At 71.3% G+C, this 14,130-nt stretch carries 9 protein-coding genes; 4 read left to right on the forward strand and 5 right to left on the reverse strand.

Annotated elements, in window-relative coordinates; translation table 11 throughout:
• Nucleotides 1-29: 29 nt before the first annotated feature.
• Entirely contained in the window at nt 30-2,198 is a 2,169-nt protein-coding gene (gene glgX / locus EXU32_RS10390; protein WP_130629842.1) for a glycogen debranching protein GlgX, read from the forward strand.
• A gap of 436 nt (nt 2,199-2,634) precedes the next feature.
• On the opposite strand, the gene glgP is transcribed toward glgX, so the two are convergent.
• Nucleotides 2,635-5,205, reverse strand: coding sequence for an alpha-glucan family phosphorylase (gene glgP, locus EXU32_RS10395; protein WP_130629843.1), 2,571 nt, complete (start codon nt 5,203-5,205; stop codon nt 2,635-2,637).
• A gap of 70 nt (nt 5,206-5,275) precedes the next feature.
• On the opposite strand from glgP, the gene EXU32_RS10400 reads away from it, so the two are divergent.
• Genes EXU32_RS10400 through glgB form a run of 3 tightly spaced genes read left to right on the forward strand, consistent with a single transcriptional unit; the run spans nt 5,276 to nt 10,925 of the window.
• Nucleotides 5,276-7,327, forward strand: coding sequence for an alpha-1,4-glucan--maltose-1-phosphate maltosyltransferase (locus EXU32_RS10400; protein ID WP_130631152.1), 2,052 nt, complete (start codon nt 5,276-5,278; stop codon nt 7,325-7,327).
• Nucleotides 7,327-8,739 carry a maltokinase N-terminal cap-like domain-containing protein gene (locus EXU32_RS10405; RefSeq protein ID WP_130629844.1) on the forward strand — a complete coding sequence of 471 codons (1,413 nt, stop codon included), beginning with the start codon at nt 7,327-7,329 and terminating at the stop codon, nt 8,737-8,739. Before EXU32_RS10400 ends, EXU32_RS10405 begins: the two co-directional genes overlap by 1 nt.
• Nucleotides 8,736-10,925, forward strand: a complete 2,190-nt coding sequence (gene glgB, locus EXU32_RS10410; protein WP_130629845.1) for a 1,4-alpha-glucan branching protein GlgB — start codon at nt 8,736-8,738, stop codon at nt 10,923-10,925. Before EXU32_RS10405 ends, glgB begins: the two co-directional genes overlap by 4 nt.
• A gap of 158 nt (nt 10,926-11,083) precedes the next feature.
• Here the strand turns inward: glgB and EXU32_RS10415 are convergent, their stop codons facing one another.
• The 4 genes from EXU32_RS10415 to EXU32_RS10430 form a co-directional block, all read right to left on the reverse strand.
• Nucleotides 11,084-12,052, reverse strand: coding sequence for a tetratricopeptide repeat protein (locus EXU32_RS10415; RefSeq protein ID WP_130629846.1), 969 nt, complete (start codon nt 12,050-12,052; stop codon nt 11,084-11,086).
• Nucleotides 12,053-12,085: 33 nt separating this feature from the next.
• The gene (locus tag EXU32_RS10420; protein WP_130629847.1) at nt 12,086-13,069 is read right to left on the reverse strand and encodes a hypothetical protein; all 984 of its coding nucleotides are present in this window, start codon (nt 13,067-13,069) and stop codon (nt 12,086-12,088) included.
• Nucleotides 13,066-13,707, reverse strand: coding sequence for a hypothetical protein (locus EXU32_RS10425; protein ID WP_130629848.1), 642 nt, complete (start codon nt 13,705-13,707; stop codon nt 13,066-13,068). Before EXU32_RS10425 ends, EXU32_RS10420 begins: the two co-directional genes overlap by 4 nt.
• Before the next feature lie 107 nt (nt 13,708-13,814).
• The gene (locus EXU32_RS10430) at nt 13,815-14,117 is read right to left on the reverse strand and encodes a thiamine-binding protein (protein ID WP_130631153.1); all 303 of its coding nucleotides are present in this window, start codon (nt 14,115-14,117) and stop codon (nt 13,815-13,817) included.
• Nucleotides 14,118-14,130 lie beyond the last annotated feature (13 nt).

Genomic DNA, 14,130 nt, shown 5'->3' on the forward strand with positions numbered 1-14,130 from the left:
CAACGTACCGACTGCCTACGCTGTGAGCCATGTCGACCACCTCAGCGCAGGCGCTCCCCCACCTCCCGTCCCCCGGTGTCCACCCCGTCGACGGTGGCGTCGAGGTCGCGATCCACGCCGCAGCGGCCAGCGCCGTGTGGCTGTGCATCTTCGACGACGAAGGCGATGTCCTGAGGCGCGACGCAGGAACCTCGAAGGGGGGCGAGACCCGCGTCGCGCTGCCTGCCGCCGACGACGGGTGGTGGGCCGGCTTCGTGCCCGACGTCCACCCGGGCACGCGCTACGGGCTGCGGGCCGACGGACCGTGGGAGCCGACCGAGGGCCACCGGCACAACCCCGCGAAGCTCCTGCTGGACCCGTGGGCCCGATCCGTCGAAGGGAGCCTCTCCTACGAGCCGGCCGTCTACGGGCACGTCGTCGACGAGGCTGGTGAAGGCGACCCGAGCGTCCGATCCGACCTGGACTCCGCCCCCTTCGTCCCGCGGTGCGTGGTGCTGGACACGGGCTTCGAGTGGGGGGACGACGCGCCGCCGGCCCCCGCTCGTGACGAGCGGGTCGTCTACGAGGTGCACGTGCGTGAGATGACGATGCGTCTGCCCGGGGTGCCCGAGCACCTGCGCGGCACCTATGCGGGCCTGTGCCACCCGGTGACGATCGAGCACCTCAAGGCACTGGGCGTGACGACGGTCGAGCTGCTGCCGGTGCACGCCTACGCCGACGAGCCGCACCTCGTCGAGCGGGGCCTGACCAACCACTGGGGCTACAACACGCTGGGCTTCTTCGCCCCGCACGCGCGGTACGCGAGCAACCAGGACCCGCACGAGGTGCTGCGCGAGTTCAAGGGCATGGTCAAGCTGCTGCACGCCGCCGGCATCGAGGTGCTCCTCGACGTCGTCTACAACCACACGGCCGAGCAGAGCATCGGCGGCGCGACCCTCTCGTGGCGGGGTCTCGGCGAGGCGACCTGGTACCGGCTCGACGAGGAGGGCAACGACGTCGACGTGACCGGCTGCGGCAACACCCTCGACCTCACCGACCCGGTCGTCATCGAGATGGTCCTCGACTCGTTGCGCTACTGGGTGAGCGAGTGCCACGTCGACGGGTTCCGCTACGACCTGGCCGTCGCCCTGGGGCGCGGCGAGGACCTCGGCTACGAGGCGGACCACCCCTTCCTCGTGGCGGTGCTGGAGGACCCGGTCCTGTCGCAGGTGCTGCACGTCGCCGAGCCGTGGGACCTGGGACCGGACGGGTGGCGGACCGGCCAGTTCCCCGGGGCCTGGGCGGAGTGGAACGACCGCTTCCGCGATGCCGCGCGCGACTTCTGGCTGGCCGACGCCGGTGCACTGTCGCGCGGGGAGGTCAGTGGTGACGGCGTGCGTGAGATCGCCACCCGGCTCGTCGGCAGCCGAGACCTCTTCGGCGAGCGCTCTCCCCTGTCATCGGTGGGCTTCGTCACCGCGCACGACGGCTTCACCATGGCCGACCTGGTGGCGTATGACGAGAAGCACAACGAGGCCAACGGCGAGGACAACCGCGACGGCAACGACCACAACCGCTCGTGGAACCACGGCGCGGAGGGCCCGACCGACGACGAGGTCATCCAGCTCGCGCGGCGACGCTCGGTGCGCAACCTGCTCGGCACGCTGCTGCTGTCGTCCGGGATCCCGATGATCGCCTCGGGCGACGAGATCGGCCGGACCACCGACGGCAACAACAACCCGTACTGCCAGGACAACGAGATGACCTGGCTGGACTGGGAGCTCGACACGGCGCGCACGGACCTGCTCGCCACGGCCGCGCACCTGACCGAGCTGCGCCGCGAGGTCCCGGTGCTGCGCGACCACGACGAGTCGGTGATCGGCTGGTACGACGAGGCCGGTCAGCCCATGACGGACGAGACCTGGGAGCAGGACGACCGCCGCACGCTGCAGCTGCACCTGGCCGGTGAGCCCTCTGCCCTGCTGGTCGTGCACGGCGGCCTGGGTCCCGTCGACGTGACCCTCCCCGACGTGGGGCCGCTGCGGCTGCGCTGGGACAGCGCCTGGGAGCGGCCGGAGGACGCGGAGGGCGCGGAGGGCGCGGAGGGCGCGGACGAAGCAACCCCGCCCGGTGGAGGTGAACCCGCCGACGAATCCTCGGCGAGTCCCCGTCCACCCGAGACCCTCACCCCTCTCAGCCTGCGCCTCTACACCAGCTGAGCGCGCGCCCGGGGCGGGGCCGACGGCCGGGCCCGGGGCCCGGCACCCGTCGTTACTTGCGGGTACGACACCCACTTGCGCGCACCGGCACGACTCAACCCCTGATTTTCTGCGGTTCTGTCAGCACCTCTCACCACAAGTGCACGTCGTACCCGCAAGTAGCCAAGCGGGGAGGCGGGAGGCGTCGGGAGCGGGAGGCGGGAGCGGGGCTGGCGCGCATCAAGGAAAAGTCCGGACCGTCTCCTCGTCGTGAGACGAAGGGAGAGCAGTCCGGACTTTTCCAGCGCGCCACCCCGCTCGCGGCCGCCCGCGTACGCAAGCCAGCCGAGCGGGTCGTGCGGGCCATGGGTCGTGGCTCGCGCGGGCCGAGCGAGCCTTGGGCCGAGCGGCTCGTGCGGGGTCGAGCGGGGTCGTGCGGGTCGTGCGGAGCAGGAGCTCAGGCGTTGGCCACCAGCCCGAGTGACGCGGGGAAGGCCATCAGCTCGTGCTTGGGCAGCACGCGCACGGTCCAGCCGAACTGGCCGGTGCGCTCGATCGGGACCTGCCCGGCGAACTTCGCCTTGCCGTCCTCGTAGCCCTCGACGAAGGACAGCGAGGTCGCGTCCCAGTCGACGAGGTCATCGGTGCCGAGGGCGACCCGGCCGGCGACGACCTGGACGTCGACCTCGTGCGGGGCCAGCCCGTCGAGGGTGACGTAGGCGTCGAGGCTGAGCGACTCCCCGACGAGCGGGCTGTCCGAGACGCCCGAGCCCTCGACGTGGTCGACGTGCACGGACGACCAGCCGGCGCGGGCGCGGGCCTTGTAGTCCGCGAGCGCCTTGGCGCCCGCGTGGTCGTCGCCGTTGACGCGCGCGTTGTGGACGGCCGCGGGGGCATAGAGGCGCTCCGTGTAGTCACGCACCATGCGGGTGGCCAGGACTTTGGGGCCGAGGGTGGTCAGCGTGTGCCGCAGCATCGACAGCCAGCGCTGCGGCAGGCCGCTCTCGTCGACGTCGTAGAAGCGCGGTGCCACCTGGGTCTCGATGAGGTCGTAGAGCGCCGCGGCCTCGATGTCGTCGCGACGGGACTCGTCCTCGACACCGTCGGCGGTGGGGATCGCCCAGCCGTTGTCACCGTCGTACCACTCGTCCCACCAGCCGTCGAGGATCGACAGGTTGAGGCCGCCGTTGAGCGCGGCCTTCATACCGGAGGTGCCGCACGCCTCGAAGGGACGTAGGGGGTTGTTGAGCCACACGTCGCAGCCCGGGTAGAGGGTGCGGGCCATCGCGATGTCGTAGTTGGGCAGGAAGACGATGCGGTGGCGCACGTCGTTCTGGTCGGCGAAGCGGACCATCTGCTGGATGAGCTGCTTGCCGGTCTCGTCGGCCGGGTGCGACTTGCCGGCGATGACCAGCTGCACCGGCCGCTCGGGGTGGAGCAGCAGTGCCTTGAGCCGCTCGGGGTCGCGCAGCATCAGGGTCAGTCGCTTGTAGGTCGGTACGCGGCGGGCGAAACCGATCGTCAGCACCGCCGGGTCGAGGACCGAGTCGGTCCACCCGAGCTCGGCATCGCTTGCCCCCCGCTTGGCCCAGCTGGAGCGCAGGCGGGCGCGCACGTCGTCGACGAGTCGCGAGCGCATCTGCGCCTTGGCCGACCAGATCGCCTCCCCCGGCACGTCCGGGATCTCGTTCCAGCGGCCGGAGGCCTCGACGTCACGGCCGCCGAGGTGCTGGGCGGCGATGTCGTAGACGGAGTCGTCGACCCAGGTCGGGGCGTGCACGCCGTTGGTGATCGAGGTGATCGGCACCTCGGAGTCGTCGAAACCGGGCCACAGCCCGTCGAACATCCCGCGGGAGACGACACCGTGGAGCCGGGAGACACCGTTGGCCCGCTCGGCCAGGCGCAGCCCCATGACCGCCATGTTGAAGACGCCCTCGGAGCCGCCCTCGTAGGTCTCTGCGCCGAGTGCTCGCAGCTTGTCGAGAGGGACCCCGGGCAGCTCCTGCGACCCACCGAAGTAGCGCTCGAGCATCGTCACGTCGAAGCGGTCGATGCCGGCGGGCACGGGTGTGTGCGTGGTGAAGACGGTGCCGGCTCGGGCGGCCTCCATCGCCTCGTCGAAGCTCATCCCTGCGGACTGGGTGAACTCGCTGATCCGCTCGATGCCGAGGAACCCGGCGTGACCCTCGTTGGTGTGGAAGACCTCCGGGGCGGTCGCGCCGGTCAGGCGGGACCACAGGCGCAGCGCGCGGACACCTCCGATGCCGAGCAGCATCTCCTGCTGGAGCCGCTGCTCGCCGGCGCCGCCGTAGAGCCGCTCGGTGACCGCCCGCATCGCGTCGTCGTTGCCGGGGACGTCGGAGTCGAGGAGCAGCAGCGGCACCCGGCCGACCTGCGCGCGCCACACGTGCGCCCGCAGCTGGCCACCGCCGGGCATGCCGACCGTGATGACGCTCGGGGTCTCGTCGTCCTCGCGCAGGAGGGTCAGCGGCAACCCCTGCGGGTCGAGGACCGGGTAGGTCTCGCGCTGCCAGCCGTCCGCGTCGAGGCTCTGCTTGAAGTAGCCGGTCTTGTAGAAGAGCCCGACCCCGACGATCGGCACACCGAGGTCGGAGGCCGCCTTGAGGTGGTCGCCGGCGAGGATGCCGAGGCCACCGGAGTACTGCGGCAGCACCTCGGTGATCCCGTACTCGGGGCTGAAGTAGGCGATCGACGCCGGGGCCGCCTCACCCTGCTCCTGGTACCAGTGCGGGGAGGTCAGATACTCGTCGAGGCCGGCCTTGGCCGATCCCACGCGGGCGACGAGGTCCTCGTCCTGCGCGAGCTCCTCGAGCTCGCTGCCGGAGAAGGTCGCGAGGAGACGCACCGGGTCGTGGCCGGCCTCCTCCCAGCGCCTCGGGTCGAGGCCGGCGAAGAGCCGGCGCGTGGGCGAGTGCCAGCTCCAGCGCAGGTTCATCGCCAGGTCCCCCAGGGCGGAGATCGGTTCGGGCAGGGCAGTGCGGACGCTGAAACGTCGAATGGCCTTCACCCAGCCCATCTTGGGGGGTCCGGTGGCGGCACGCCAAGTCCTCGACGGCGTCTTCGACGGTACCGTGGTGATGGTGAGCACCGACTTCACCGTTGCCCCATCCCCCCTGAGCGCGGTTCCCGTCTCGGAACCACCGCAGCAGCCCCTCGGCCGCATCCCGGTCCTGGACGTGCGCCCGTGCGTCGACCACGGTGCGCGACCCGCCACGTCGGTCGTCGGTGAGCCCTTCACCGTCAGCGCCGAGGTCTTCCGCGAGGGACACGACGCGGTCAACGCGACGATCGTGCTCACCGACCCCGACGGCGTCGAGCACCACGTGCCGATGACCTGCACCAACCCCGGGCTGAGCATCTGGGAGGGCGAGGTCGCCGCCGACCGGGAGGGCATGTGGAGCTACCGGGTGGAGGGTTGGTCCGACCCGTGGGCCACCTGGGTGCACGACGCCTCGATCAAGATCCCCGCCGACATCGACGCCGCCCTCATGCGTGCCGAGGGGGCGATCGTGCTGGAGCGGGCGGCTGCCGACCCGGACCGGGACGAAGGGGGGCGCTGCTCCCTTCGCTCCGCTGCCGACGTGCTGCGCGACGAGCAGGGCCATCAGGCGACCTCCGCGCTGCATCTCGTGACGACCGGCACCGCCGCCGTCGAGCTGGGGGCCACCCCGCACCGCGAGCTGGTCAGCCCGAGCGCCGACCTGCCGCTGCTCGTCGAGCGGGAGCTGGCCCTCTTCGGCTCCTGGTACGAGATCTTCCCGCGCAGCGAGGGCGCCCACGTCGACCCGGCGACCGGTCGGTGGGTCACCGGCACGCTGCGCACGGCCGCGCAGCGGCTGCCGGCCATCGCCGGCATGGGCTTCGACGTCGTCTACCTGACACCGATCCACCCGATCGGCACGACCGCGCGCAAGGGCCCCAACAACACCCTCGAGGCCGGGCCGGAGGACCCCGGGTCCCCCTACGCGATCGGCTCGCCCGACGGCGGGCACGAGGCGATCAACCCCGATCTGGGCACCTTCGAGGACTTCGACGCCTTCGTCGCGGACGCGACCCGTCTGGGCCTCGAGGTCGCGCTCGACCTGGCGCTGCAGTGCTCGCCCGACCACCCCTGGGTCACCGAGCACCCCGAGTGGTTCACCACGCGTGCCGACGGCAGCATCGCCTACGCGGAGAACCCGCCGAAGAAGTACCAGGACATCTACCCGATCAACTTCGACAACGACCCGGCCGGCATCTATGCCGAGGTCCGCCGCGTCGTGCAGGTGTGGATCGACCACGGGGTCAAGATCTTCCGCGTCGACAACCCGCACACCAAGCCGGTCGAGTTCTGGCAGTGGTTGATCGGTGATGTCGCGAGGTCGCACCCCGACGTCATCTGGCTGGCAGAGGCCTTCACCCTGCCGGCGATGATGCACGCGCTGGCCAAGGCCGGCTTCCAGCAGAGCTACACCTACTACGCCTGGCGCAACACCGTTCCCGAGCTAGTCGAGTACGGCACCGAGCTCAGCGGCGAGGCGGCGGCCTACATGCGGCCGAGCTTCTGGCCGACGACCCACGACATCCTCACGCCCTACATGCAGTTCGGCGGCCCCGCGGCGTGGAAGGTACGGGCCGCGATCGCCGCGACGATGGTCCCGACGTGGGGTATCTACGCCGGCTACGAGCTCATGGAGCACGTCGCCCGTCCCGGCGCGGAGGAGCAGATCGACAACGAGAAATACGAGCTCAAGGACCGCCGGTGGGATGACGTCACCGAGGCCGGAGGGTCGCTCATCGGCTGGCTGACGATGCTCAACCGGGTGCGTCGCGAGCACCCCAGCCTGCAGCTGCTGCGCAACCTCACCTTCCACCACGTCGACGACGAGAACCTGCTGGCCTACTCCAAGTCGCGCACCCTCGCCGACGGCACGACCGACACGGTCATCGTCGTCGCCAATGTCGACCCGCACTCGACCCGTGAGTCGACGCTGCGGCTGGACATGGAGGCCCTCGGCCTCGACTGGGGCGCCCAGCTGCACGTCGAGGACCTCGTCACCGGAGCCCAGTGGGTCTGGGGCGAGGCCACCTATGTGCGCGTCGGCGTCGAGACCGAGCCGGTGCACATCGTCTCCGTGCGGCACGCCTGATGGCCACGATCCATCGGGCCGAGCTGCATCCCTCCAAGCTCGAGCTGCTCACCGAGTGGATGGGCGGGCAGCGCTGGTTCGTCGGCACGAGTCGGCCCCGGCTGCGCCGGCTCGACTCCTGGCGCCTGGACGACCCGAGCGGCGAGGTCGGCATCGAGACGGTCATCGTGCTCGACGAGGCCGGCAGCACCCCGGTCGTCTACCAGGTCCCACTCACCTACCGGGACGCTCCGCTGGAGGGTGCCGAGGCCGCGCTCGTCGGCGAGATGGAGCACTCCGTCCTCGGGCACCGATGGGTCTACGACGCCCCGCACGACCCCGTCTACGTCACCCAGCTCCTCGAGCTGCTCTGCGGACGCGTTGCCGCGCAAGCAGGCTCGACCTCTGACACCCCCGACCCCCACATCGTCGGCGCTCCGCACCCGGCCTGGCCGAGCGACCCGGTGATGGCCTCGAGCCGGGTCCTGGGCGGCGAGCAGTCCAACACCTCGATCATCGTCACCCCCGCCCCCGGCACGGGGGCCCCGATCATCGTCAAGGTCTTCCGCACCCTCTCCCCCGGGGAGAACCCCGACATCACCCTGCAGGGCGCACTGGCCGCCTCCGGCTCCCCCTCCGTCCCGGCGAGCGTGGGCCACGTCGCCGGCGCCTGGCAGCGACCCGACGGTCAGGCCAGGGACTTCGGTCAGCTGGCCTTCGCCCAGGAGTACCTCGAGGGCGCCACCGACGCCTGGCGCGAGACGCTGCAGACGGCTGCCTCCGGCACCGACCTCCGCGAGCGCGCTCGGGAGCTCGGGCGCGTGGTCGCCGACGTCCACGCGACGCTCGCCCGGGCCCTGCCCAGCCGCGCTCCCGACGCCGGCGATGTCGAGCGACGCGTCGCCGCGATGCGACGGCGGGCGGCCCGCGCGACGAGCGAGGTCCCCGGCCTGACCGCCCACGACGCCCGCGTCGCGGCCGTCCTCGACGCCGCCACCACAGCCGACTGGCCTGCGCTGCAACGCATCCATGGCGACCTGCACCTGGGACAGGTGCTCGACGTACCCGGCCGCGGCTGGATGCTCATCGACTTCGAGGGTGAGCCGCTGCGCCCGCTGGCGGAGCGCAACGAGCTGGATTCCCCCCTTCGCGATGTCGCAGGGATCCTGCGCTCGCTGGACTACGCCGCGGGCACGCTCGAGCGCTCGGACTCCGGCCTCGACGCCCGGGCGTGGTGCACCGCGATGCAGACCGCCTTCCTCGACGGCTACGCCGAGGTCGGCCCGGACCCGCGCGGGTACGGTGACCTGCTCACCGCATTCGTCCTCGACAAGGCGCTCTACGAGGTCGTCTACGAGGCGCACCACCGACCCGGGTGGCTCTCGCTGCCCACGACCGCGATCGACCGACTCCTCCAGGAGGACCGCTCGTGAACCCCACCCCCGACCCCGCCCTGACCGGCGCCCTGTGGGCGCTGGCCCACGGCCGCCACGCCCAGCCGCACGACCTGCTCGGGCAGCACCTCGAGGAGGCCGGCCTGCGGGTGCGCGTGCGGCGACCGCTCGCCACGCGGGTGACCGTGCGCTTCGAGGACGGTGTGCACCTCGACCTCGAGCACGACGGCGAAGGCATCTTCTCCGGGGTGCGCGCGGGCTGCACGCGGACGATGGACTACCGGGTGGTCACCACGTGGGAGGACGGCGTCGAGCACCTGGGTGATGACCCCTATCGCTTCGCCCCGACCGTGGGCGAGGTCGACCAGCACCTCATCAACGAAGGCCGTCACGAGCAGCTGTGGACCGTCCTCGGAGCGCACACGCGCTCCTACGACGGCCCCATGGGCGGGGTCGACGGCGTCTCCTTCGCGGTGTGGGCGCCCCGGGCCAAGGCCGTGCACGTCATCGGCGACTTCAACGGCTGGGACGGCCTGGCGCACCCCATGCGCGCCCTCGGCGCCTCGGGCGTGTGGGAGGTCTTCGTGCCCGGTGCGGTCGTCGGGGACGTCTACAAGTTCGCGGTGCGCGGCGCGGACGACGTGGTGCGGCACAAGGCCGACCCGCTGGCCCGTCTGGCCGAGACGGCTCCCGCGACCGGCTCCGTGGTCACGAGCAGCACCCACGTCTGGCAGGACGACGCCTGGCTGGAGCAGCGCGCGGGCAGTGACCCGCACACGTCGCTGATGAGCATCTACGAGGTGCATCCGGGCTCGTGGCGGCAGGGGCTGGGCTGGCGCGACATGGCCACCGAGCTCGTCGACCACGTCGTGCGCCACGGCTTCACCCACGTGGAGCTCATGCCGGTCATGGACCACCCCTACCCGCCGTCGTGGGGCTACCACGTGACGAGTTACTTCGCGCCCAACTCGCGCTTCGGCTCGCCCGACGACTTCCGTCACCTCGTCGACGCCTTCCACCGCGCGGGCGTCGGCGTCCTCCTCGACTGGGTCCCGGGGCACTTCGCGACCGACGAGTGGGCGCTGGTGCGCTTCGACGGGCTGCCGCTCTACGAGCACCCGGACCCGCGGCGGGGGTGGCAGCCCGACTGGGGCAGCTACGTCTTCGACTTCGGGCGGCCCGAGGTGCGCAACTTCCTGGTCGCCAACGCCCTGTACTGGCTCGAGGACTTCCACATCGACGGGCTGCGCGTCGACGGCGTGGCCTCGATGCTCTACCTGGACTACTCACGTGAGCCCGGCGAGTGGATCCCCAATGTCCACGGTGGCCGGGAGAACCTCGAGGCCGTCTCGCTGCTCCAGGAGGTCAACGCGACCGCCTACCGGCGCTCCCCCGGCATCGTCACGGTGGCCGAGGAGTCGACCGCCTGGCCCGGCGTCACCCGCCCCACCGACGAAGGGGGGCTCGGCTTCGGCCTGAAGTGGAACATGGGCTGGATGAACGACGTCCTGCGCTACCTCGGCGAGGACCCGGTCAACCGCGAGCACCACCACACCCTGCTCAGCTTCGCGATGATGTACGCCTACGCCGAGAACTACCTGCTGCCGATCAGCCACGACGAGGTCGTCCACGGCAAGGGCTCGATGCCCTACAAGATCCCCGGCGGGGACGACGAGCGCTTCGCCACGCTGCGGGCCTTCTTCGCCTACCAGTGGGCCTTCCCCGGCAAGCAGCTGATCTTCATGGGGACCGAGTTCGGGCAGACGAGCGAGTGGGCGGACGGTCGCTCGCTCGACTGGCACCTGCTCGACCACGCGGTCCACCGCCGCACCGGCGAGCTCGTCGCGGAGCTCAACACCTTCGCGCGCAGCCACCGGGCGATGTGGGCGCTCGACGCCGACCCGGCGGGGTTCCGGTGGTTGGACGCCGACGACAACCAGGGCAACACCGTGGCCTTCCTGCGCTTCGCCGAGCAGGGCGACGACGTGGTCGCGGTCGTCGTCAACTTCGGCGGGGCGGCGCGCTCCCCCCTTCGCATCGGGGTGCCGAAGGGGGGTCGCTGGGAGGTCCGTCTCGACACCTCGGGCTATGACGCGGCTGGCTCACCGAGCCAGGCCGGCCTCGTGCTCGACGCCGAGCCGCGTGCCTGGCAGGACCAGCCGTGGTCCGTGGAGGTCCACGTCGCCGCCCTCAGCGCCGTCTACCTCACCCCCGCATCTGCTTGAGGTCGTGCGCACCCCCGGCGCATCTCCTTAAGGTCGTACGCACCCCCGGCGCATCTCCTTAAGGTCATGCGCACCCCCGGCGCATCTCCTTAAGGTCATGCGCACCCCCGGCGCATCTCCTTGAGGTCATGCGCACTCAGGGGTGGCACGGCGGAGGCTCAGAAGAGCGCGCTCATCAGGCTCGTGCGGCCCTTGCGGACGCGCTCGTCGTGGTTGCCCACGACGGCGAAGAGGTCGAGCAGGCGCGTCTTGATCCGCTCGCGCTCGTCGTCGGCCGTGACGCGGACGAGGTCGATCAGCCGCACGAAGGCGTCCTCGACGTGCCCGCCCAGGACGTCCAGGTCGGCGACGACGAGCGCCGCGTCGACGTCCGACGGGTCGCTGGCTGCCGCCTCGCGGGCGGCCTGCAGGTCGACGTCCCGGGTGCGCTTCATCAGCGCCACCTGCGCCAGACCGAGCTGGGCGTCGGTGTCCTTGGGGTCAGCAGCGATGGCCTTCTCGTAGGCCGCGGTCGCGGCGTCGAGGTCGTCCCGCTCGATCGCGTCGTAGGCCTCCTGGTGCAGCGGCGGGAGCTCGTCCGCCTCCGACTCGGCAGGCACGTCGCTCGCGCTGACCCGTCCCGTCACGCCGTTCTGGACGGCCACCTGGAGCAGCTGGTCGACGACCGCACGGAACTGCTCCTTGTCGACCATCCCGCTGAAGAGCGGGACCGGCTGACCGCTCACGAGCCCGAGCGCCAGGGGGACCTCGGGCGGCTGGACGGCCTGCATGATGCCGGGGTTGGTGGCCACGTCGATCCCGACGACCTGCACCCGCCCCTCGAGCGCGGTGGCGATGTCGATCGCGTCGTCGAGCAGCGCCCGGCTCTGGGGCTGCTGCGAGGACCAGACGACGGCCACCGCGGGGACGATGCTCGTACGGCCGACGATCTGGTTGAAGTTGGCGTCGCTCGCCTCGACGACCAGTCCGTCGATCTCGCCACCGTCAGCAGGTGGCGCACCCGCGGGCGCGCCACCACCGGCGGCGGTGGGACCACCCGCAGGAGCGGGTGTGGATGCGGGGCGGGCGGGGCCGCCGAGACCGGACAGATCGACGGCTCCGCGCAGGGCTCGGGTCGGATCACTCATGACCACATTGTCCCCCACCGGAGGTGGCGCGACTCAGCGGCCCTTGGCCGAGTGCAGCACGTCGCTGGCCGCGACGACCCGGGACTTGCCCTCCGCCGGCGTGACGAAGCCGATCGTCTCGACGTGCTTGACCGTCAGCGACTTCTTGACGGTCGACGCGTCGAGCACGTGCTTGAGCGCGGGCTGCTTGATCTTCAGCTCCTTGAGCTTCTTGGTGGCCGTGATGGTGTCGGTCCGCGTCATCGGCATGAAGGTGAGCGAGCCCCCGTCGGCGAGCTCGAACTCGACGCTCTCGCCCGAGGCGACCGCCTGGCTCTGGCTGTAGTCGGCCAGCGCGCCGAGCTCCTTGTCGGTCTTCTTCGCGTTCTTCTTCAGCGCCGCGGAGAAGCCGTCGCTGACGGAGACGTCCTTGGGCGCCTTCTTGGCCGCGGGGAAGGCCACTCCCTTCGCCCAGGAGCTGGCGGCCGAGGTGACGTCCTGCGAGGGAGCCTTGGTCAGCTTGACCGGTGTGCCCTCCTCGAGGGGGGCCAGCGCCGGCACGCTGGCCCCGGCGGCCATCGGGACGTCGGCGAAGAGCGTGTACGGCTGGTCGGCGGCCTGCGACACGAGGACGTGGAGGTACTGCACGTCCTTGGTCTGCGAGGTGGCGAGCACGGCCCGGGGCCAGTCCTTGCCACGGCTGACGGCGAGCACCTTCAGCCCGTCGACCTCCTCGCCCGCGCGGCTGCCCCTGTCCTTGCTCGCGACCGAGGCGTTGACCTCGCGCAGGGCAAGCCCCGAGAGGGTCTTGTCGCGCTCCGCGTCGTCGGCGGCGCCGCTCGTGCGGGAGACCGAGACGGCGTCGTCGATGACGCGCTTGCTCACCGTGCTCGCGGTGTCGGCGGAGATCGATGCGCCGCCGGTCTGCTCCGCGGGTGCGTCGTGGATGCCGGCCAGCGAGCTGCCGACACCGCAGCCGCCCAGCAGGACGGGCAGCGCGATCATGGTCGCGACGAAGGGGGTCTTGGTGCGGCTCATGAGGAGCCCTCCTCACGAGTGGTGCGGGCGAAGCGCGCCCGGGTGGCGCCCAGCGCCCCGGTGCGGACGAGCAGGGCCAGGCCCACGATGACGAGGACGAGGCCGACGACGAGCGTGGTCAGGGCCGTGGTGCCCCAGCCTCCGTCCTCGACGGTCATGGTCACCCGGTCGACCTCGGCTCCCTCGGGGGCCGTGATGACGAGCGACTGCGGTGCGTCTGCCTGCTCGATGGTGCGCGTGATCTCGCCCGAGCCGTTGTCCGACTCCTGCCAGATGTCGAGGCCACGGGGAGAGACGGCATCGCCCTTGCCCGCCGCAGCGGTCGTCAGGGCCCAGTCGCCGACCTCGACGCCGGTGACCTGCACGCGTGCACCGTCGCCGAGGAGTGCCTCGACATCGGAGGGACGTGAGGTGCCGGCCCACATGTCGCCCGTCCCGGTCGCGGTCACCGTGACGGGGTGGTCGACCCGGTTGAGGACGTCGGGTCCGAGGACCACGACGCGCTGGCCGGGGTCGGCGGTGAAGGTTGCCGTGCCGGACGTGCCGAGGTTGGCGAGGAACCAACCGCCGACGATCGCGACGACGAGGCCGACGAGGGCAAGTGCCGCGCCGGCCACGCGCTGGATGAGCGTGCTCACATCAGTGCTTTCCGTGGGAGATCAGGAGGGTCCGCCGACTGCAGCGGACGACCCACCATGACAAATGTTGCCCGAATGTCACAAATCGGTCACGGAGCGTGTGGTGCTCAGTCCTGCCCGAGGAGGCCCTCGACGCGCTCGACCTTGGCGGCCATCTGGCCGGTCCGACCGGCCCGGATGTCGGCCTTCATCACCAGGCCGACGCGGTCGCCGTAGGGCTCCATGGCGTCGACGCATCCCTTGACGACGGCCATCACCTCGTCCCACTCACCCTCGATGGTGGTGAACATCGAGCCGAGGTCGTGGGGCAGGCCGCTGTCGCGGACGACGCGCAGCGCAGCGGCCACCGCCTCGGCGTACGAGCCATGGGCGTCCGGCGAGGACGGGGCGATCGAGAAGGCGAGGAGCACAGGGACCTCCGAG

The organism is Janibacter limosus (assembly GCF_004295485.1).
GTDB lineage: Bacteria > Actinomycetota > Actinomycetes > Actinomycetales > Dermatophilaceae > Janibacter > Janibacter limosus_A.

Coding starts and splice junctions, on each gene's coding strand:
- glgX (WP_130629842.1), top strand. CDS start 30: ATGTCGACCACCTCAGCGCAGGCGCTCCCCCACCTCCCGTCCCCCGGT.
- EXU32_RS10400 (WP_130631152.1), top strand. CDS start 5,276: ATGGTGAGCACCGACTTCACCGTTGCCCCATCCCCCCTGAGCGCGGTT.
- EXU32_RS10405 (WP_130629844.1), top strand. CDS start 7,327: ATGGCCACGATCCATCGGGCCGAGCTGCATCCCTCCAAGCTCGAGCTG.
- EXU32_RS10415 (WP_130629846.1), bottom strand. CDS start 12,052: ATGAGTGATCCGACCCGAGCCCTGCGCGGAGCCGTCGATCTGTCCGGT.
- EXU32_RS10420 (WP_130629847.1), bottom strand. CDS start 13,069: ATGAGCCGCACCAAGACCCCCTTCGTCGCGACCATGATCGCGCTGCCC.